Origin of the sequence: Micromonospora sp. NPDC005299, assembly GCF_042872345.1 — a bacterium.
In the GTDB taxonomy this organism is placed as follows: domain Bacteria; phylum Actinomycetota; class Actinomycetes; order Mycobacteriales; family Micromonosporaceae; genus Micromonospora.
Genome location: NZ_JBIAKG010000002.1, coordinates 111,917 through 130,482 on the forward strand (window position 1 = coordinate 111,917; position 18,566 = coordinate 130,482).

Sequence of the window (18,566 nt, forward strand, 5' to 3'; positions counted from 1 at the left end):
CTAGCTGATGTCGGATTCGGCGAGCGCCTGCAGCTCGTCGGTGTACGCCTGCCCCAGGCCGGACAACAGCGCCAACGTGGCGGCCGCCTCGGCTTCGTCGATCTTCGACATGGCGAACCCGACGTGGACCAGCACCCAGTCGCCGACGCCTGTCTGGTCCACATCGAGCAGGCCGACGTTGATCACCCGCCGGACGCCCACGACGTCGACGACGGCGAGATCGTCATGACCGGCCTTGATCTCGACGATCTCGCCCGGGATACCTAGACACATCGACTCGCTGGTCCTCTCCGATCACATTTTCTCGATCTTGATGTAGCGCCGCAGCGCGGGAAGTTCCTTCCAGAACAGCCCGACGACGGCCGCGCCGGCCAGCAGCACCAACACTTTCCGCACAGCTCACCTCCTTCGGGCCCGCTCCGGGCCCGCTCAGCCCGGTGGCAGGTTCGGCATGATCGGCAGGATCGGGTCGTGCTTCTTGGGCCGGATGCCGGTCGAGCGGCGTTCATCCACCGTCCCGTCATCGTGGTGGCCCGCCTGCTTCCTCCTGCGCGAGTTGCCCTCCTCCACCCCTTTGGTGTGCGCCGGCGCGTCGAGTTCGACATCGGGATCGCCCACCCGGATCTCGCCCATTACCGCCCCCTCTATCGGTCAATGCCTCACGGCCGACCATGCCGTCGGCCGAGGTCGTCGAAGAATCCAGCGATCTGCCGCCACACCACGCTTCCCCCCGACATGCCCGTCCAGTTCTGCCGGATGAGCGCAACGAGGCGGAAGCAGTCGTCGACCGGCACCACCCACTGCTGGCCGCCGCCGCCATGCAGCGTGCCCGTCCACACCAGGAACGCCTCGACCCGTGGCTTCAGCTCGGCCAGCGCGGGTGTTCGTGCCTCGACGGCCCGCCAGGCACCGGCATCGATCTCCGACTCGGTCGTGCCGAGGGGACTCGGGTAGTGCCCGAGCACTCGGCCATCCCGCTGCTTCACGAAGAAGACCAGGCCGACCGGCACGCCGAGCTCGTCGGCGGACAGGCCCGTCAACCGCCGGCCCCGGGTGGGCACGAGCTGGTACCGGCCACCGCCGGCCGCCTCACGTTCGAACAGCAGAGAGCACGGCGTGCAGGCACAAACCAGCTCCCCGTCCTGCTCGTCCCACACATGCCGGTGCTCGCGGCCGACCGGCCCGGCGCACATGCCGCAGCGCTCGACCGAGGCCGCGCGCTGCCCCGCGCGGCGGATCGCCCGTTGCAACGCGCCCGCCGTCATGCCGTGCCGTCCAACGCCAGCGGCCCTGCACCTCGCGCCGCCTCGCTCGTCGCTGTCCCACCGGTCCGGTCCGGCCGCTGCCACAAGGCGGCGACCGGGATCAGCGCCGGAGCCGGCGCGGGCGCCGCCACGTCGACGGCGGACAGCTCCGGCGCGAACGTCAACACCTGTTCCCGCACCAGGTCACGCAGGGCGGCGCCGCCACCGCCGCACGAACTCGCGGACAGGCTGATCGTCGCCACCTCGTCCTGGAGACCGACCAGCGCGATCTCGGCGCCCTGAGCGCGCAGCTGGGGCCGGAGATCGTCGACCGCACGGGCCACGCGCCGCTCCAGCGGATCCGGATGGATGCGGTGCAACAGCAGCAGGTGCCGCAGCAGCTCGTCGTCGATGAGCCGGTCGAGTGCGCCGGGAGCGTCGGCGGCGAGGTCGGTGACGCGGGCCAGCGCCTCGCCGTACACCTCGGTCAGGATCTCGACGGCTTCCAGCGCCAGCTCGGCGGTGCGGCCGGGGGTCTGCTCCAGCTGGCCGAGCATGGCGTCGAGGCGGGCCAGCCGGGGTTCGACGGCCACATCATCGAGCCGCTCGATGTCCGGCTGCTCACCCATGGGACGCGCCGAACATCGGCGAGTGGATCTTCTTGAGGGTACGGCCGCCGCCGACATACATGTGTACCCCGCACGGCAGACAGGGATCGAAACTGCGGACCGCCCGCATGATGTCGACGCCCTTGAAGTTGTCCGGGCCGTTCTCCTCGAAGATGGGCGTGTCCTGGATCGCGTCCTCGTACGGGCCGGGTGTGCCGTAGCTGTCGCGGGGACTGCCGTTCCACGGCGTCGGCGGGTACGGATGGTAGTTGGCGATTTTGCGGTCCCTGATCACGAGATGGTGCGACAGGATGCCGCGGACGGCCTCGTGGAAGCCGCAGCCGATGGCATCGTCCGGCACGTCGAACTCGGCGAAGACCCGCATGTCGCCGCCGCGCATCCGCTCCATCGCCTGCTCCAGGAAGTAGAGCGACATCGCCGCGGCGTACGCGATGAAGTAGGCCCGTGAGCGGTCCCGCTCCAGCGCGTTCGACCAGCGCGGGATCTTCCACTCCAACGTCATCTCGGGCAGCCGCTGGCTCTTGGGGAGCGAGATCAGCACGCTGTGCCCGGTCGACTTGACGTACGGGGTGTCGACCATCTTCGCCAGGGCGGTGGTGTACAGCCGGGCGAAGCAGCCGCCTCCGGTATCCAGCGCGAGATGCTCTCCGCTGCTCTTGTCGAACCAGCGCGGGCTCATCACCCAGCTGTACTTGTCGTCGAAGTCGCGCTTCTGAGGGTCGGGCAGGGTGGTCTGGTTCCAGGGATGGCGCATGTCGACCGGGTTGCCGAGCGGGTCGTACTTGACGAACGGATCCTCCTGGCCCACCCAGTCCTTGTAGTACGAGCTGCCGAGCAGGATCCGGATGCCGAGGTTGATGTCGACCAGGTCCGTGGTGAGCAGCTCGCCGTCGACGACAATGCCGGGCGTGACGTGCATCGCCCGTCCCCAGGTCGTCATGGTCTCGTAGCGGTAGTCGACGACGTCGGGGTTCTGGAACGCGCCCCCGCAGCCGAGCAGGACCCGGCGGCGGCCGACCTCCTCGTAGCCGGGCAGCGCCTCGTACCAGAAGTCGAAGATGTCGTCGTTCATGGCGACGGCCTTCTTGACGAAGTCCAGGATGCTGATCAGCCGGCTCAGGTAGTCGGTGAACAGCGTCGGCTGCGGCATCGTGCCGACGCCGCCGGGGTAAACCGTCGACGGGTGGACGTGCCGGCCCTCCATGAGGCAGAACATCTCCCGGGTCGTCCGGCTGACCTTCAGCGCTTCCTTGTAGACCTCGCCCTCGAACGGGTTGTAGGCCCGCATGATGTCGGCGATCGTCCGGTAGCCGTGAATGTCGCGGCCCGGTGCCGCGGTCTTCTCGGCGCGGGCGAGCACACTCGGGTTGGTCTGCTTGACCATCGCCTCGCAGAAGTCGACGAAGACGAGATTGTCCTGGAAGAGGGTGTGGTCGAACATGTACTCGGCCGCCTCGCCGAGGTTGATGATCCACTCCGCCAGCGGCGGAGTCTTGATGCCGTACGCCATGTTCTGCGCGTAGACGGAGCAGGTCGTGTGGTTGTCGCCGCAGATGCCGCAGATCCGGCTGGTGATGAAGCCGGCGTCGCGCGGATCCTTGCCCTTCATGAACACCGAGTAGCCGCGGAACAGCGACGACGTGGTGTGGCACTCGGCGACCACGCGATTCGCAAAGTCGATCTTGGTGTAGACGCCGAGGTTGCCGATGATCCGGGTGACCGGATCCCACGCCATCTCGACCAGTTCGCCGGGTTCCTGCCCGGCCGGCGTCTTCGCTTCCGTCGCTGTCACGGTCGGTTCCTCTCGATCGCTGCCTGACGCCGGGGATCCGCCGGAGCGTACGGGCGCCACCGAGGGTTGTAGCCGCTGGTGAGCTCCGGGCCGTTGTGGTGCCACTTCGGTTCCCGGTTGGCGGTGACGTTGGTGATGCCGCGCAAACGGCGGATCAACGCGCCGTACGGCTTGATGAGCAAGGTGGACAGGCTGCCACCCGGAGGCATGTCCATGAACGGCATGAACTTGTCGGGGAAGCCCGGCATGGTGCAGCCGATACAGATGCCGCCGACGTTGGGGCAGCCGCCCACACCGCCCATCCAGCCGCGCTTCGGGACGTTGCAGTTGATGACGGGCCCCCAGCAGCCGATTTTCACCTGGCATTTGGGCGAGTTGTAGTCCTTGGCGAAGTCGGCCTGCTCGTAGTAGGCGGCCCGGTCGCAACCTTCGTGCACGGTCTTGCCGAACAGCCACTGCGGCCGCAGCATGTGGTCCAGCGGCGGGGGCGGCGCCGAGCCGGCGGCGTGGTAGAGCACCCAGGTCAGGGTCTCCATGAAGTTCTCCGGCTGGATCGGGCAGCCGGGCACGTTGACGATCGGCAGGCCGCCCTGGGACCGGAAGTCCCACCCGAGATAGTCGGCCAGGCCCATGCACCCCGTCGGGTTGCCCGCCATGGCGTGGATGCCACCGTACGTCGCGCACGTGCCGGCCGCGACGACCGCCCAGGCCTTCGGTGCGAGCCGGTCGATCCACCAGTTCAAGGTCAGCGGCTCGCCGGTGTTCTCGTCATTGCCGAACGACGTCCAGTACCCGTCGCCGTTGATGTTCTCGTTCGGAATCGATCCTTCGATGACGAGGATGAACGGCTCGGTCATCTCCCCACGAGCCGCTTTCCGGTACGGCGCCAGGAACTCCTCCCCGCCGGCCGCCGGCGACAGCACCTTGTTGTGCAGGTTGACCTTCGGCAGACCGGGAATGAGCCCGAGGACGATGTCCTCGATCGCCGGCTGGCCGGAGGCCGTCATCGATACGGAATCTCCGTCGCAGCTCATGCCCTCGGAGATCCAGAGAATGGTGACCTCATCGAACCCGTTCTCGTGCGGGATCACCGCGCCGGTATCGCGCATACCCTGCGTCATGTGCGTGGCCTCCCGTGCATGCGGTCCCGAAGCCGGTCGTAGATGGCTGCCACCGGTGCCGCGAGGGCCAGTGCCGGAGGCTTGTCCGGTGCGTGCGGGTGCGGACGCGTGGGAGCACGTCGCTTGCCCTGGTCGATCTCCTGTCCCAGCTCGCGTAGCGCCTGTTCGTCCGCCTGCCGGCACAGCAGCGGCATGAGCTGGTTCTCGTCGTCATGCACGTGGTGGGCGACGGCGGACGCCAGCCGCTCCATCAGCTCACCCTGCGCCGGATCGCCGGCCCCGCACCGGTCCAGTTGAACCAGCAGCTCTTTGATCGGTGTGTGGCCGGCGAGGTGGCCGTCGACCTGCCCGTCGTTCAACACCTTGGCGGCGAAAGGGTAGAAGAGCACCTCCTCGAGCGCGGCGTGCTTCGACAGTTCTCGGATGAGCACGTCGACCACACCGCGTCGCTGTGCGTCGGAGGCCGCGGCACGGTAGTCCCGGAACAACTGCTCCACCACGCGGTGGTCGTGTTGCAGCAATTCGACGGCGTCCATCAGGCCGGCTCCCGTACGCCGGAGTTCACGGTGATGGACTCCAGGACGACGTCGTCGCTGCCGGTGACGTCAATGTTCACGCCTCCGCACCCTGGACAGGCGACCATTGCGAGGTGGTCGTCGACCGGCCCGCTGCGACCGCAGTCATGGCAGGTCACGGTCATCGGCTCCAGGACCAGGTCGACGGCGGCGTCCGCGGCGATGGTGCCGGCCGCGGCCAGCTGGATGCCCTGCGCGACGACCTCGGGGTCGACCGGGTGACCGCCGATACGCACCCTTAGCCCGGTGACCCGGCGGCCTGCGGCTCTGCGAACGGCGGCTGCCACGATCGCCTCGGACAGCCCGGTCTCATGCATGGGTGGTCACTTCCCTCTCGGCTGACGTCTGCTCGCGTGTTTCCCGCTGCTCTGCCGCGGCACCGAGCCGTGCAGCTTCCTCCTCCACAACCCCGACCACCATCCGGGCCGCCTCGTCCAGAGCCTCGGCGACCGGCGCCGACAGCTCCATGCGCTCGTCCATGAGGGCGGGCTGGCATCCCACGACGAGGACGCGGTCGACAGTGCCGCCCAGGCTGCGCAGCAACCGGAGCACGGACTCCGGATCCATCCCGTGCCCGTCGGCTGCCGGTGCGGCCAGCGCGTCCGCCGGCCCCAAGGTCCAGCCAGGGTCGTCGAGGTCCACTTGGATGACGGCCAACGTGCCAGGCGTCTCGTTCAGCGGCAACGCGTCCACCATGACCAACACGTCGTGGTGGCCGTCCAGCAAATCGTAGGCCAGATGCATCCCTCGGATGCCGTAATCGGACACATCCACCATCTCCGGCAGGACGGCGTCCCGAAGGCGCCGGACGACCTCGACGCCGAAGGCGTCGTCCCCGAGGAAGATGTTGCCGATGCCGGCGACCAGGATCCGCCCGCTGCCGTTGCTCCTCACGGCGCCTCTCCGGCCAACGGCTCGACCTCTTCCGGACGGAAGTGGCGCAGCCGCCCGTACCACTGGTGCAGGTCGGCACCCGGGTCGTCGTCCACCGTCACCGCCAGGAACCGTGACCCGTCGACGTCGAGCAGCACCTGCTCCACCCGACCGGTGCGGCCCTCCAGGAACATGTCGTGCGCGTCGGTGCCGCGCTTCCGGGGGCGTAACCGGATCCGGCTGCCCCGGGACAGCAGGGCGCCACCGACCAGGACGGTGTCGCTTCCCGGCGCGATCCCCGCGTCGGCACCGGGCTCCCACCATTGTCGTGAGGTGGCGGTGGTGCCGCCCTCTCGCCGCACGGGCTGCAAGGTCCGAACGGCCCCGTGCAACCGCGCGAAAACCTCGGGCGGCATGGCATCGACGCGGTCGAGGATCGCTTCGGCCCGGGGATCGGTGGCCCGGACCTCCTGCTTCTCCGCGTCGGTGAGCGTGAGCGTGCGCAGCGAGAGGATCTCGTCGATCTCGGTCGCGTCGTGCAGATCGCCTGGACTCTCCGGTGCGATCTGCGGATGGTCGTAGAGGATGATCGGTGACGAGAGCAGGACGTCAGCGGTGCCGACCTCGCCGGCCAGCACGGGGAAGGTGTGCACGTTGCGGCACTCCCGCGCTGCGGGTGCCGCCCACTCGGGCGGGTCCAGCAGTGACAGGAATCGGCCCTGACTGACGGAGGTCAGTGTGTGAGTCGCCAGCAGGCAGCACCGCAACGCCTCGTCGCGCGGGCTGTCCGCCGGAGTCGTCCGGTCCGTGTTCTCGACGTGTATCCGGAGCCGCAGCAACCGGAAGGGCGCCTGACACGGCACGGCGGAGACGGTGACCGACGCGGACAACGGTGATCGCCGGCGCACTACCCGCCCTACCGGTTCGCCCCCGTCGTCGGCCAACTGCTCGATGTCCTCGCCGCCAGGAACCCGGATGTCGAGGCGACGACCGGACCGCAGGTCGGCGACCGGCGCTTCGATCTCGAACTCCTGCGCCACCGCATCGTCGAAGCTGAGTTCCGTGCGGCTCCCGGCGTCCTTCCTGTCAACAGGTCGGTAAAGGCCTTCGACCGTCCGTTCCTCCGCCACCCTTCGTTGCAGATGCAGGAACCGAACCCTGATCCGGACGACCGCGCTGTCCGGGACCTCCATGAGGCATTCGGTCTGCTGCCACGGCGACTCGGCCGAGCCTGCCACCGTGCTGTCGGCCAGGCCGTGCGCATCCGCCCAGGCGGGGGGCACGAGGACACCGAACTGCCAACGGACGCGATTCTTCCCCGATGACCGCCGATAGGGGTAGAGAAGGTAGCCCTCGTACATGATCGCCTCCGCGACGGCCTCGGCGCCGTCGATGCCACCGCCGCGCGGATGCATGGTGCTCCCTCTGTGGGTCCCCGGAATCAGCTCCGGTGAGCTCTCACCCTGGTCTAGTCCATCCAGCCGGGTCGTCGTAAGTGCTCGTCGGTCCTGTGTGACGACAGCACTCACCGGATCGGGTGAACACGGCCCGAACGTAGGGATGGGAGATCCTGCCACCACGCGGGGGCGCGCGACCGCTTCGGGGCGAACGAGCGCCTCTGCAACGACCGGCAGAGGCAACTCACGATGCAGCAATCGGGGTGTCAGGTGAAGGGCAGGCCGTTGAGCTGGCAGAACGCGGCCAGCGGCCTTCGTCGTCTAGGCAAGATCCGTCGCGGATCACCACAGCCGGCAGGTCCGGTCGATCGTGCTGCGGGATGAGGCATGCCGTGGGTTTGAATCCGAAGGCTGGCCGTATCAGACCACCTCCAAGACCGCCGCAGGCGTCGCGAATGGCCGATATGGGGTTGCGTGGATGCTTTCAGTGGAAGAATGGCAGATGTGCGAAATGCGGCGACTGGAATGACCATGCCTCAGATCTCGCCGCTTGCCGGCGAGCCGATCAAACGTGCCGACGCCGAGCGGCTCGCGGGGGTCCTCAAGGCCCTCGCGGACCCCGCCCGACTGCGGCTGCTCAGCCTGATCCAGTCGGCCCCCGAGGGCGAGGCGTCCGTCTCTGACCTCACCGCGCCGCTCGGCCTCTCACAGCCCACGGTCAGCCACCACCTGCGCATCCTCACGGAGGCCGGCTTGCTGGAGCGGGAGAAGCGCGGTGTCTGGGCGTACTACCGCTTGGTGCCGACCGCGATCGCGATGATCGCGGAGCTGCTGACTCCGCCACGGAAGCGATCAGCGCGGAGAACCCGCTGACGCGTGACAACCTCATCGCCCCTTCCCTTCGGCCCCTGCCTCCGCGGACTGGTGCCGATCGGCGGCCTGCGGGTGCAGACCGAGGACGATCACCTCATTGTCGGCGACGCGTGACAGCGGGATCGCGCCTCAGTCCCAGCCGCGCGGGGCGTGGCAGCACGCCTGGAACTCCCTGAGGCTGTTCTCCCCGGCCGACCGCCGCGCACGTCGTGGACTACCTGCGGACCTACGAGCAGCGCGCGGCGCCGGACGGGAGATCAGGACGAGAAGCGGTCGACCACGTCGGGTCGGCTGGTCGCGGCGAACCAGCTGCGGACCTGGGGGCGGCTGGCCAGGAAGAGCAGCGCGACCACCACGAGCGCCTTGGCGACGTTGATCGCCCGCAGCCACCAGGGGAACGGCTGGAGCAGGGTCAGGCCGGAGCCGAGCAGCACGATCACCGAGATGAAGACCACCTGCCGGTACGCCTTGCGCTGGCCCAGCTGCAGCCGGTGGATCACCCACAGGTAGGCGAGCGCGACCAGCGCCACGGGCAGCACGCGGGACCACACCGAGGAGCGGAGCGACTCCCGGGCGGCGGCCAGGTCGGTGCCGGCGGGCAGGTCGAGGTGGGCGAGTTGGTAGTCCAGCAGCTGCTCCTGAAAGACCAGCATCAGGCCGGCGAGCAGGGCGCTCAGGGCCAGGTTGGCGAGCATGAGCAGAATCATGCGGCGCACCTGCGGCGGCGTGGCCGTGGCGGCGTCGGGATCGGTGGCGGGAGCGTCCGGTGTCGTCATCGGCAGGGATCAGATCACACGACGCCGTCCCGCGCTGCCCCGGTCTCCCGCCCGTCCGCTCAGCCGGTGAACTCCCCGGTAATGGTGCGCAGCGCCGGTCACCTCGACCACGCCGTTGTCGCCCCGCCTCGCTGGTGCTGGCTGCTCGGTGAGCACTTCGGCGGACCCAATGAGGTCACCGAGCAGTCAGGGGCCAGGCGAATTGTCAGTCTCAGCGGTCAACTGGCCAGCCGGACGAACTTCTCCCAGGGGCCGATGGCGGTCCGGTTGGCGATCAGCGGTCGGGCACCGGCCTGGTCCGCGGTCACGTACCGGTTGTTCGCGTTGGCCAGCAGGCTGACCGTGCCATCGGCGTTGGTGATGATGCCGAACTTCTCCCAGGGCCCGACCGCTGTGCGGTTGGCGATCAGCGGCGAGGCACCGGCGTTCTCCGCCGTGACGTACCGGCCGTTGACCCGGGCGCGGAACGCCACGAACCCGCCCCCCACATCGATCTGGTCGAACTGCTGCGATGGACCGATCATGGCCCGGTTGGCGATCAGGGCTGAGGCGCCGCCGTTGTCCGCCGTGACATAGCGGAGGTTCACGTTGGCCAGCAGGTTGACGAGGACGGGCGGCGTGACGACGCGGAACTTCTCCCACGGGCCGACGGCGGTCCGGTTGGCGATCAGTGACCGGGCACCGGCTTGTTCCGCGGTCACGTACCGGTTGTTCGCGTTGGCCAGCAGGCTGACCGTGCCATCGGTGTTGGTGATGAGGCGGAACTTCTCCCAGGCCGCCACGGCTGTGCGGTTGGCGATCAACGGTGAGGCGCCGGCGTTCTCCGCCGTGACGTACCGGCCGTTGACCCGGGCGCGGAACGCCACGAACCCGCCCCCGACGTCGATCTGGTCGAACTGCTCCCAGGGGCCGATCGCCGTCCGGTTGGCGATCAAGGCCGAGGCGCCGGCGTTGTCCGCAGTCACGTAACGGTTGTTGACGGCCGCCAGCAGGCTGGTCGCGGGGCCGCCGAGCAGTCGGGCCAGAGACGCGTAGTCGCCCTTGAAGACGTCCAGATCGGGCGTGGAGAAGTCGGAGCCGGGGATGGGGGTGCCCGCGGCGTGCTGCCAGACGGTGAAAGACGTCCAGCCGGCCGGTAACGGTGGCGGATTCTGTGAATAGTTGGCGATGAACAGCGGGTTCGCCGCGAAGCTCTGGCTGCTGGCCGTGCAGGGGTTCCACCAGTTCGTGTTGGTGTAGATCATGGCCTGCCGGCCGGTGCGTACCGCGATCTCGGTGACGAAGTCCCGGATCCAGGCCACCAGTTGGGCGGGTGTCATGTTGTAGCAGTCGTTCAGGCCCCATTCGGTTCGGGGCCACTCGATGTCGAGCATCGGCGGGAGGCCGCGTCCGTCGGAGACGTAGGGGGCGAAGCCGAGCAGGACGTCCGCCTGCTGCTTGCCGCTGCTCAGGTCAGGGCGGGCTCGGTGGTACGCCCCGGTGTACAGGCCGTTGGCCCGGGCGCCGGCATAGTTGGTGGCGTAGAAGGGATCAGGATTGTTGTGCGGCACCGCTCGGCCGTCCTGCTCGCTGACCCGGATATAGGCGAACTTCGCGCCGCCTCGGGCTGCCGCGGCCCAGTCGAACGATGGGCCCTGGAAGTAGGAGACGTCAACGCCGGTGATCGAGTATCCGCTCGGGGTGGGCAGCGCCTGGGCCGGCGACGCACCCCCGGCCAGCCCCACGAACCCCAACGCCGCACCCAGCAGCACAGCCAGACCTCTGCGTACCATGGCTCGCCTCCCGACACCGGCCGAAGCGCTACGCCGCGTCTGTAGCGTAACCGCGCCTCAGACGCGCAGGTATGGGTCACTTGTCCACAGTTGCCGGTCTCCGGGCTGACACTGCGCCGTTCAGCGGCCGAGGCGGCGCGGGGGGACGGGCCTGTCATCACGACATGGGCCAGCTACGACGCCGAACGGAACCAGTTCGTCGATCACCTGCAGCGGCGGTACTGCGGGGGCCGGTATCCGAGCATGCGGGAGTGGGAGGAAGCCCAGCATGCGGACTATCTGGAAGAAGCCCGCCGGCGGTCCGGGCGGTGGTCCCGGGGTCAGTAGCGGCCGAGGCTTTCCAGCGGGCACATCACGATGCGTGGCTGGGCCGCGGGGTCGAGCCACCGGAGCACGCTGACCAGGTCGGTGTGCGACAGGCTGACGCAGCCGGCGGTGGGACCGGACGGAGTCCTGCTGAACTCGTGCAGGAAGATCCCGCTGCCCGCGTTCGGCACCGGCTTCGCCACGTTCGGCGGCATGTTGTAGGTGATGACGGCGAAGTGCGTGTAGGCGGGCTTCTCCTTCCACAGCGCCTCGCTGAGGCCACCGGGATTGGTGGGCGTGTGCTGGAAGGTGTTGTAGGCGGACGAGTTCGGGTTCTCGTTCCACCAGTCGTTCACGACGAGCCGGTGGTAGGGGTACCGGACGCCCGGGTTCGCCGCGATGCCGTACATCGTCGGGCCGATGGAGTAGACCCCCGTCGGCGTGGTCGGAACGCCCTCGACGTGGTGGTCGCTGAAGAACTGGGATCCGATCCTCGCGGGCAGCGCCGCGGAGACCGGGGTCCAGTGGCCGTCGCTCTTCGCGAACGTCTCCAGGGTGGCGTAACTGGTGCGGTAGCTGGCCGCGGTCACGACGATGACCTGCCGCGTGGTCGTCGGCAGGGTCGTGAGGTTGGTGGCCTTGTTGCTCGGTGAGTTGCGGCGCGGCCGGGGCCGGTCGGTGGTGGCGTCGGTGGTTGATGCGGCGGCGGGCGTCGCGCCGGAGGCGATGACGGGAGCCGCAACGCCGGCCGCCGCGCCGAGGATCAGAGATCTCCGCTTCATTGGCAGATCCTCCCACTTCGACCGTCTCCCGGTTGTCCTCCTCAGCGAGGAATTCCCGTGCCCCGGGCGCCGAGCCGGCGGGGTCGGTCTCCCCGCTCCAGCACCGCAACCTCAACGTGCTCGGCCGCTACAGCCTGACCGCGTCCGTTCCGCCTGAAGGACGGTGGCCCCTGCGTGGCCCGGACGCGGTCGAGCTGTACGACGACGATGGTGGCGGGGACGTGCAGTTGGGTCAGTCCGCTGGTCGTGTCTTCAGCGCCCCCCGCGGTCGAGGGCGGCGACCTCGCGTACAGCCTTGGCGATGGCCCGGAAGTCCCTTTTGAGGATCGCACCGTGGTTGCTGGCGACCTTCGCGCCGATCTGGATGTTCGGGTTGCGGGCGGTCGCCGATTCGAGGCTGGTGCGGATTCGTTCCTGCTCGTCACCGCGGCTTCCGAAGGACGTCCCCGACGCGACCACGTACCGCACCGGGACGGTGATGTTGTCCAGCACGGGGCCCAGCTCGCGCTCGCGGGAGAGCCTGCCGAGCTCGATGTTGCTGTTCGCCTGCTGTTCGGCGGTCATGCGGGGGGCCAGGCCCGTCGGGCGCAGCAGCGGCAGGAACCAGCTCATGCGCCGGAACAGCTTGCGGATCCGCTGCTCCATGGCCTCGTCGAGCCAGTCGTGCGGGTAGGCGCCGTCGACCAGGACCGCGCCCAGGGCACGCTCCGGATTCCGGCTGGCCCAGTGCGCCCCGACGACAGCGCCGTAGGACCAGCCGACCAGCAGCGCCCGTTCCACACCCCTGGCCGCGAGAACGGCGTCGACATCCCGGACGGCGGCCTCGAAGGAATAGTCTGCCGAACGCTTCGATTTCCGGCCGCGAGCCCGCTCGTCGTAGGTGATGTGCCGCCAGCCCGTCCCCAGTTCGGCGATGACCCGCCGCCAGTACCCCTGGGTGGCGAACTGGCCATTGAGGTAGAGGATCGGGATGCCGGAGCCTCCGGTGTCCGTGACGGCCAGAGCCGTGTCGTCGACCGGCAGCATGCCGGTCCACTTCGCACTGGTCGAGGAAGTGCCGCTCTCCGTCATGTTCTCCCCTGTTCGTGAGGCGTCTTCGGCGACTTGGGCCATTCGGGACGGCCGGCCGGGCCGTCGGCGACGATCGACGGGATCTCGACTTGCGGTGGACCCGGCCGGATGGTCCTGGTCTTTCTCTTTCAGAGGCTGCGGGCGGTGATGTCGCCGTGGGAGGTGGTGGCGCGGATGTCGAGTTCGGCGGTGCCATCGTTCTTGAGGGCGTTGCTGATGCGCCCGTAGCCGGTGCCGGCGTCCAGGGCGGCCGAGACGCCGCCGGCGGCAGCGACCGAGATGTCGCCGGACTGGGTGCGGAGCACGACCGCGCCGCGCACGGCCTCGGTGATCCGGATGTCGCCCCTTGCGGTGCTGATCTCCGCGGGGCCGTTGAGCCGGCCGACCTCGACGTCGCCGTCGATCGCAGTGAGGCGGATGGTCGCGGCCTCGTCGATCTTGATCTGGCGGTACGCGCCGTCGACGACGACGTCACCGAGGCGCCCGACGCCGCGGAACTCGGCGGCGGCGGCCTTGGCCTCGATGCGGGAGCCGGCGGGCAGCTGGACGGTGACCTCCACGGATCCGGACGGGCCGAAGAGCTGGTTGCCGGGGGTCGGGGACGCGATCCGCAGGACGCCGTCGGCGTAGGCGACCGTGGTCTGCTCAGCGGCCTTGCTGTCGCGGCTCTTGGCGGAGTCGGCGGGCAGGACCTCGACGGTGGTGTCGGCGCGGTCCGCGGCGATGAACTGGATGCGTCCGGCGGGGATGTCCAGGACGGCGGAGATCGGGGCGGGGGTGTCGAACTTCTGCATCGTGCTCTCCCGTGCTCGTTCCTTGTTTCCGACACGGGAAACGCTACGTTGCTTTCCACATGCCGACAACATGGATGTTGCGTAGGAGCGATGTCTTAGCAGGTCAAGCGCAGGAAACTGTTGCAACGAGTCTGAGAGGAACGCAACGGGAACTGCCTGCCCATTGCAATGGATGAGAAGTGAACGCTATGGGCCGGGCGCTGCGCTTCGCGGTGGGCACTCCGCGACCCGCTGCGGTCGTACCAGCTCGGCCGGCTCGGGACGCAACCCGGCGGCGGCGAACGTCGCCGGAACGCGCCCCTCTTGTGGTCCGGCACGGGGTCGCGGCCGGTGAGCGGGGCGAGGCGCTCCACCACCGGCCACTGCTCGGCGCTCGGCAGGTTGATCACGACGTCCGTCCGCTCGCGCCGAAGTAGAGGATCTTGGGATGGATGGTCAGGTGATCGTTTCCGGTGATCGTCTCTGCCCACGGTCCCCTTGCTGTTAGCGTACGGCGGTGTCCGCAGGTCCCGACGAGGATGCTCAGCCGGGCGGCCCTGCTCGCCTGGCCGACATCGCTCGGCTGGCGGCATTCAGCGACGGTGTCTTCGCCATCGTCATCACCCTGCTGGTGTTGGATTTGCGGGTGCCCGAATACCACCAGGGCGAGCTGCTCACGTCGCTCGTCCGGGAGGGCCCGTCCTACCTGGCGTTCGTGGTGTCGTTCGTCTATATCGGAGTCCTCTGGCTCAACCACCACGCACTGCTACGGCTGGTCCGCGGCACCACCCTCGCGCTCAGTTGGATCAATATCGCCATCCTCTTCGGCGTGGTGATCATCCCGTTTCCGACCGCGGTTCTCGCGTCGGCGCTCGTCGATGGTGACACCGACGACCTGCGGGTGGCCGTCGTCATGTACGCGCTCGCGGCGGCGCTGATGTCGGCGCCCTGGTTGGTGTTCTTCGCCTACCTACGCCGCCATCCGGCGCTGCGCGCGGGCCACATCGACCAGGACCACGTTCACGCGCAGGAGGCTCGCCCCATCACCGGCCTCCTTCTCTACGGATTGGCCGGGCTGCTCGGCTGGATCGTCAACCCGCTACTTGGACTGCTGGGCATCATTGTGATGATCATCTATCACGGCATCACCAGCGAAGGTCTCCGCACCCGACCGCTCCAGTGGGCTCGGACCGGCCGCCGAGGCTGATGGGCTCCCGGCCGTCCCGACATGGCCGCCGTTGGAAAGAACTTCCAGCTCCGGGTCCTGCATGGAAGGATTTCTTTCGGTCCATGCCGTTGGTACTGTGCTGCCGTGCCTCCCCCTCGCACTGTCAACGCCCCACCGGATGACCGCGCCTCGACCGTAGAGTCCACACGCTCCACCGTCCGACGGGGGAAGCCGGCACGCTTCACCGAGTCCGGTCTCGGATGGCTGCTGCTGCTGCCGTCGGTCGTGGTCTTCGCGCTGTTCGTGTTCTGGCCGCTGGGGCGGACCCTCTACCTGTCCGTCCACGGCAACGACCTCTTCGGCGCCCCGTCGGTGTACGTCGGCGCGGAGCACTACCGGGAGATGCTGTCCACCGACTTCGGCAAGGTGCTGGCCACGACGGGCCTGTTCACGCTGTTCTCCGTGGTGCCGGCCGTCCTGGGCGCGCTCTTCGTGGTGCTGCTGCTGGAGGCGCGCATCCGCGGCGTACGGGTGTTGCGCACCGCATTCGCGCTGCCGTTCGCGTTCTCGGTGGCTACCGCGTCGGTCGTCTTCGCCGTGATCTACAACCCGGCGATCGGCGTCGCGAACGGTCTGCTCGGGTCCCTCGGGATCGACCGGGTCAACTGGCTCACCGACCCGTCGATCGCGCTGCCCGCCGTCTGCGCCGCGACGGTGTGGATGAACTTCGGTTACAACGTCCTCGTGCTCTCGGCCGGCGTCGCGGCGATCTCACCCGAGGTAGTCGAGGCGGCGCGGCTGGACGGGGCGACCGGCTGGCGGCTGGCGTCCCGGATCACCGTGCCGCTGCTCTCCCCGCAACTGTTCTTCCTCGTCGTGGTGTCCACGATCCACGCGCTGCAGAGCTTCGGGCAGATCCACATCCTGACCAAGGGCGGCCCGGACCAGGCCACGACGACGCTGGTCTACTCGATCTACGAGAAGGCGTTCGCCTTCGGGTCCTCCGACTTCGGCTCGGCCAGCGCACAGGCCGTCGTGCTGCTGGTCGTCATGCTCGGCTGCACGGCCATCCAGTTCGGCATCCTCGAGCGGCGGGTCCACTACCGATGAAAAAGTTCAGCCTCGGGCGGATCGCCGTCTACGTCGTGCTCGGCCTGGCCGCGATCCCGGTCCTGTTCCCCATCTACTACGGCTTCGTCGGTGCCGTGATGGGCCCCGGTGACCTGGCGACCTACCCGCCCGCGCTGGTGCCGCACGAGCTCCACTGGCAGAACATCAGCGACGTCTTCCGCTCGGTGCCGCTCGGCCGCTTCTACGTGAACTCCGCGATCCAGGCCGGGCTCATCACGCTGGCCCAGATCGTCACCAGCATCCTGGCCGCGTACGCCTTCGCGTTCCTTCGCCTGCCCGCGAAGGCGGTGACGTTCAGTCTGTTCCTCGCCACCCTCATGGTGCCGTGGGAAGCAATCATCATCCCCAACTACCTAGCCATCTCCGGCTGGGGTCTGGCGCGGGGCGGGTTGACCTACCTCGGCCTCGTGCTGCCCTTCCTCGCCTCGGCCTTCGGCACGTTCCTGCTGCGGCAGGCATTCCTGCAGTTCCCGACCGAGTTGCGGGACGCCGCGGTGATCGACGGGTGCGGCCACTGGCGCCTGCTGTGGCGGGTCATCGTGCCCCTGTCCAAGCCCTCGATCGCGGCGGTCGGGGTCTACGTCTTCCTGTCGGCGTGGAACCAGTACTTCTGGCCGCTGATCCTGATCCGCGACTCCGAGTTCCAGACGCTGCAGATCGGCATCTCGCAGCTCAACGACGCCGAGGTGGCACAACCGGGCCTCGTCCTCGCGGGCGTCGCGCTGTCCCTGCTCCCGACGTTGGCTGTCGTGCTCTTCGGTCAGCGCTACATCGTCCGTGGCCTCACCGCCGGCGCGCTGAAGTAATTCGAGAAGAGGAGAACCTGTGAGACAACCCAAGCTCCGTCGGGCCATGACGGCGTTCGTCGCCCTGGCAGCCGCCGCCGCGCTGACGGCGTGCGGTGGTTCCGGGTCCGACACCGGCTCGGCCAAGAACGCGCTCGAAGCGCCCGGCGCGGAGGTGCTCGAGAAGGCCACCGACAAGACCACCATCGAGTTCTGGCACGGGATGAAGGGCGCCAACGCCGCGGCGATCGACAAGCTGGTCGCCGACTTCAACGCCCAGAGCGGGGGCAAGGTCGAGGTCAAGGCCATCTACCAGGGCAACTACGACGAGACGATCGCCAAGTACAAGGCCTCGGTGCAGCAGAAGAACACGCCCGCGCTGGTGCAGATCTACGACATCGGCTCCCGCTTCATGGTCGACTCCAAGCAGACCGTGCCGATGTTCAAGTTCATCGACAAGGACAAGTTCAACGCCGGCGACATCGAGCCGAACATCGCCAACTACTACTCGATCGACGGCAAGCTGCAGTCGATGCCGTTCAACACGTCCACCCCCCTGCTGTACCTGAACAAGGAGGCCTTCGTCCGGGCCGGCCTCGACCCGACGAAGCCGCCGACGAACCTGGACGAACTCGGGGAGATGGCGAAGAAGCTGACCGTCAAGGACGCCAGCGGCAAGACCGTCCAGTACGGCTTCGGGGCCGCCATCTACGGCTGGCTGCTGGAGCAGTTGATCGCCACCGACGGCAAGGAGTACTGCGACAACGGCAACGGGCGTAAGGGCCTGGCGACGAAGGTGCAGTTCGACCAGGAGACCGGCGTCCGCGTCGCGCAGTGGTGGGTGGACCTGGTGAAGGGCGGCTACGCCACGAACACCGGCCGCAAGACCGACGACGCCCAGGCCGCCTTCAAGGCGGGCACCGTGGCAATGCACCTGGAGTCAACCGGTGCCATGCGCGGCTACGTCGACGCGGCCAAGGGCAAGTTCACCGTGCTCACCGCGCCGTACCCGAAGGCGAGCAGTTCGGCCACGGGCGGGCCGATCATCGGTGGCGCCTCGCTGTGGATCAACGGCGTCGGGCACAGCGACAAGCAGAAGCGTGCCGCCTGGGAGTTCGTGAAGTTCGCCGTCAGCCCGGCCCAGCAGGCCAAGTGGCACACCGGCACCGGGTACGTGCCGGTCAACGCCAAGGCACTCGACGAGCAGATCGACAAGGACTGGGTAGCGCAGTACCCGCAGTTCAAGACGGCCGTGGACCAGCTGCACGCGCTGCCGCCGTCGGTCGCGTCAGCCGGCTGCCTGCTCGGCGTGATGCCGCAGGCCCGCAAGGCGTCCGAGGACGGCCTGGAGGCGGCGATCGTCGGAAGCAAGCCGGCCGACCAGGCCATGAAGGACGCCGCGGCGAGCGTGCAGTCCGCGATCGACAGTTACAACAAGTCGGTCAGCTGACCAGGGCGTCACCGCCAAGGGGGGACACCTCAGGTCGAGGGGCCGGCT

Annotated in this window: 21 protein-coding genes; 5 read left to right on the forward strand and 16 right to left on the reverse strand. The window is 68.5% G+C overall.

The window, feature by feature from the left end:
• Genes ACFYPD_RS05820 through ACFYPD_RS05870 form a run of 11 tightly spaced genes read right to left on the reverse strand, consistent with a single transcriptional unit; the run spans position 1 to position 7,649 of the window.
• A complete protein-coding gene (locus ACFYPD_RS05820) occupies positions 1-273 on the reverse strand; it encodes a HypC/HybG/HupF family hydrogenase formation chaperone (RefSeq protein ID WP_387109460.1) in 273 nt (90 codons plus the stop codon).
• A gap of 21 nt (positions 274-294) precedes the next feature.
• Positions 295-396, reverse strand: a complete 102-nt coding sequence (locus ACFYPD_RS05825; RefSeq protein ID WP_387109463.1) for a DUF6893 family small protein — start codon at positions 394-396, stop codon at positions 295-297.
• 33 nt (positions 397-429) lie between these two features.
• Complete coding sequence (locus ACFYPD_RS05830) at positions 430-633, reverse strand: hypothetical protein (protein ID WP_387109466.1); 204 nt, start codon at positions 631-633, stop codon at positions 430-432.
• A 26-nt stretch (positions 634-659) separates the two neighbouring features.
• Positions 660-1,265 carry a DUF5947 family protein gene (locus ACFYPD_RS05835; RefSeq protein WP_387109468.1) on the reverse strand — a complete coding sequence of 202 codons (606 nt, stop codon included), beginning with the start codon at positions 1,263-1,265 and terminating at the stop codon, positions 660-662.
• The gene (locus tag ACFYPD_RS05840; protein WP_387109470.1) at positions 1,262-1,873 is read right to left on the reverse strand and encodes a hypothetical protein; all 612 of its coding nucleotides are present in this window, start codon (positions 1,871-1,873) and stop codon (positions 1,262-1,264) included. Before ACFYPD_RS05840 ends, ACFYPD_RS05835 begins: the two co-directional genes overlap by 4 nt.
• A complete protein-coding gene (locus ACFYPD_RS05845) occupies positions 1,866-3,665 on the reverse strand; it encodes a nickel-dependent hydrogenase large subunit (RefSeq protein WP_387109473.1) in 1,800 nt (599 codons plus the stop codon). Before ACFYPD_RS05845 ends, ACFYPD_RS05840 begins: the two co-directional genes overlap by 8 nt.
• Complete coding sequence (locus tag ACFYPD_RS05850; RefSeq protein WP_387109476.1) at positions 3,662-4,786, reverse strand: hydrogenase expression protein HypE; 1,125 nt, start codon at positions 4,784-4,786, stop codon at positions 3,662-3,664. The genes ACFYPD_RS05845 and ACFYPD_RS05850 overlap by 4 nt, the downstream gene beginning before the upstream one ends.
• Positions 4,783-5,322: a hemerythrin domain-containing protein gene (locus ACFYPD_RS05855; protein WP_387109478.1), complete on the reverse strand. Its 540-nt coding sequence runs from the start codon at positions 5,320-5,322 to the stop codon at positions 4,783-4,785. Before ACFYPD_RS05855 ends, ACFYPD_RS05850 begins: the two co-directional genes overlap by 4 nt.
• On the reverse strand, positions 5,322-5,678 hold the full coding sequence (locus ACFYPD_RS05860) for a hydrogenase/urease maturation nickel metallochaperone HypA (protein ID WP_387109480.1): 357 nt from the start codon (positions 5,676-5,678) through the stop codon (positions 5,322-5,324). The genes ACFYPD_RS05855 and ACFYPD_RS05860 overlap by 1 nt, the downstream gene beginning before the upstream one ends.
• A complete protein-coding gene (locus ACFYPD_RS05865) occupies positions 5,671-6,255 on the reverse strand; it encodes a hydrogenase maturation protease (RefSeq protein WP_387109482.1) in 585 nt (194 codons plus the stop codon). Before ACFYPD_RS05865 ends, ACFYPD_RS05860 begins: the two co-directional genes overlap by 8 nt.
• Positions 6,252-7,649 carry a hypothetical protein gene (locus ACFYPD_RS05870; RefSeq protein ID WP_387109485.1) on the reverse strand — a complete coding sequence of 466 codons (1,398 nt, stop codon included), beginning with the start codon at positions 7,647-7,649 and terminating at the stop codon, positions 6,252-6,254. The genes ACFYPD_RS05865 and ACFYPD_RS05870 overlap by 4 nt, the downstream gene beginning before the upstream one ends.
• 513 nt (positions 7,650-8,162) lie before the next feature.
• Between ACFYPD_RS05870 and ACFYPD_RS05875 the strand changes: the two genes are divergently transcribed.
• Positions 8,163-8,504: an ArsR/SmtB family transcription factor gene (locus tag ACFYPD_RS05875; RefSeq protein ID WP_387110583.1), complete on the forward strand. Its 342-nt coding sequence runs from the start codon at positions 8,163-8,165 to the stop codon at positions 8,502-8,504.
• 257 nt (positions 8,505-8,761) lie between these two features.
• Here the strand turns inward: ACFYPD_RS05875 and ACFYPD_RS05880 are convergent, their stop codons facing one another.
• From ACFYPD_RS05880 to ACFYPD_RS05900, 5 genes are all read right to left on the reverse strand, one after another.
• A complete protein-coding gene (locus ACFYPD_RS05880) occupies positions 8,762-9,280 on the reverse strand; it encodes a hypothetical protein (RefSeq protein ID WP_387109487.1) in 519 nt (172 codons plus the stop codon).
• 218 nt (positions 9,281-9,498) lie between these two features.
• A complete protein-coding gene (locus ACFYPD_RS05885) occupies positions 9,499-11,052 on the reverse strand; it encodes a GH25 family lysozyme (RefSeq protein ID WP_387109489.1) in 1,554 nt (517 codons plus the stop codon).
• Positions 11,053-11,372: 320 nt separating this feature from the next.
• Positions 11,373-12,140, reverse strand: coding sequence for a L,D-transpeptidase (locus tag ACFYPD_RS05890; protein ID WP_387109492.1), 768 nt, complete (start codon positions 12,138-12,140; stop codon positions 11,373-11,375).
• Between the two features lie 252 nt (positions 12,141-12,392).
• Entirely contained in the window at positions 12,393-13,166 is a 774-nt protein-coding gene (locus tag ACFYPD_RS05895) for an alpha/beta fold hydrolase (RefSeq protein ID WP_387109495.1), read from the reverse strand.
• A gap of 173 nt (positions 13,167-13,339) precedes the next feature.
• A complete protein-coding gene (locus ACFYPD_RS05900) occupies positions 13,340-14,005 on the reverse strand; it encodes a DUF4097 family beta strand repeat-containing protein (protein ID WP_387109497.1) in 666 nt (221 codons plus the stop codon).
• A 496-nt stretch (positions 14,006-14,501) separates the two neighbouring features.
• Between ACFYPD_RS05900 and ACFYPD_RS05905 the strand changes: the two genes are divergently transcribed.
• The 4 genes from ACFYPD_RS05905 (at position 14,502) to ACFYPD_RS05920 (ending at position 18,518) form a co-directional block, all read left to right on the forward strand.
• Positions 14,502-15,191: a TMEM175 family protein gene (locus tag ACFYPD_RS05905; RefSeq protein ID WP_387109500.1), complete on the forward strand. Its 690-nt coding sequence runs from the start codon at positions 14,502-14,504 to the stop codon at positions 15,189-15,191.
• A 246-nt stretch (positions 15,192-15,437) separates the two neighbouring features.
• A complete protein-coding gene (locus ACFYPD_RS05910; protein WP_387109503.1) occupies positions 15,438-16,262 on the forward strand; it encodes a carbohydrate ABC transporter permease in 825 nt (274 codons plus the stop codon).
• Positions 16,259-17,089, forward strand: a complete 831-nt coding sequence (locus tag ACFYPD_RS05915; RefSeq protein WP_387109505.1) for a carbohydrate ABC transporter permease — start codon at positions 16,259-16,261, stop codon at positions 17,087-17,089. The genes ACFYPD_RS05910 and ACFYPD_RS05915 overlap by 4 nt, the downstream gene beginning before the upstream one ends.
• A gap of 19 nt (positions 17,090-17,108) precedes the next feature.
• Positions 17,109-18,518 (forward strand): ABC transporter substrate-binding protein, encoded by a 1,410-nt coding sequence (locus ACFYPD_RS05920; protein WP_387109507.1) that lies wholly within the window; start codon positions 17,109-17,111, stop codon positions 18,516-18,518.
• Positions 18,519-18,566 lie beyond the last annotated feature (48 nt).

Bases quoted from the DNA above. Each gene is read 5' to 3' on its own strand.
- ACFYPD_RS05820 (WP_387109460.1), bottom strand. From the start codon at position 273: ATGTGTCTAGGTATCCCGGGCGAGATCGTCGAGATCAAGGCCGGTCAT.
- ACFYPD_RS05830 (WP_387109466.1), bottom strand. From the start codon at position 633: ATGGGCGAGATCCGGGTGGGCGATCCCGATGTCGAACTCGACGCGCCG.
- ACFYPD_RS05835 (WP_387109468.1), bottom strand. From the start codon at position 1,265: ATGACGGCGGGCGCGTTGCAACGGGCGATCCGCCGCGCGGGGCAGCGC.
- ACFYPD_RS05840 (WP_387109470.1), bottom strand. From the start codon at position 1,873: ATGGGTGAGCAGCCGGACATCGAGCGGCTCGATGATGTGGCCGTCGAA.
- ACFYPD_RS05850 (WP_387109476.1), bottom strand. From the start codon at position 4,786: ATGACGCAGGGTATGCGCGATACCGGCGCGGTGATCCCGCACGAGAAC.
- ACFYPD_RS05855 (WP_387109478.1), bottom strand. From the start codon at position 5,322: ATGGACGCCGTCGAATTGCTGCAACACGACCACCGCGTGGTGGAGCAG.
- ACFYPD_RS05860 (WP_387109480.1), bottom strand. From the start codon at position 5,678: ATGCATGAGACCGGGCTGTCCGAGGCGATCGTGGCAGCCGCCGTTCGC.
- ACFYPD_RS05870 (WP_387109485.1), bottom strand. From the start codon at position 7,649: ATGCATCCGCGCGGCGGTGGCATCGACGGCGCCGAGGCCGTCGCGGAG.
- ACFYPD_RS05875 (WP_387110583.1), top strand. From the start codon at position 8,163: ATGCCTCAGATCTCGCCGCTTGCCGGCGAGCCGATCAAACGTGCCGAC.
- ACFYPD_RS05880 (WP_387109487.1), bottom strand. From the start codon at position 9,280: ATGACGACACCGGACGCTCCCGCCACCGATCCCGACGCCGCCACGGCC.
- ACFYPD_RS05885 (WP_387109489.1), bottom strand. From the start codon at position 11,052: ATGGTACGCAGAGGTCTGGCTGTGCTGCTGGGTGCGGCGTTGGGGTTC.
- ACFYPD_RS05890 (WP_387109492.1), bottom strand. From the start codon at position 12,140: ATGAAGCGGAGATCTCTGATCCTCGGCGCGGCGGCCGGCGTTGCGGCT.
- ACFYPD_RS05895 (WP_387109495.1), bottom strand. From the start codon at position 13,166: ATGCTGCCGGTCGACGACACGGCTCTGGCCGTCACGGACACCGGAGGC.
- ACFYPD_RS05900 (WP_387109497.1), bottom strand. From the start codon at position 14,005: ATGCAGAAGTTCGACACCCCCGCCCCGATCTCCGCCGTCCTGGACATC.
- ACFYPD_RS05915 (WP_387109505.1), top strand. From the start codon at position 16,259: ATGAAAAAGTTCAGCCTCGGGCGGATCGCCGTCTACGTCGTGCTCGGC.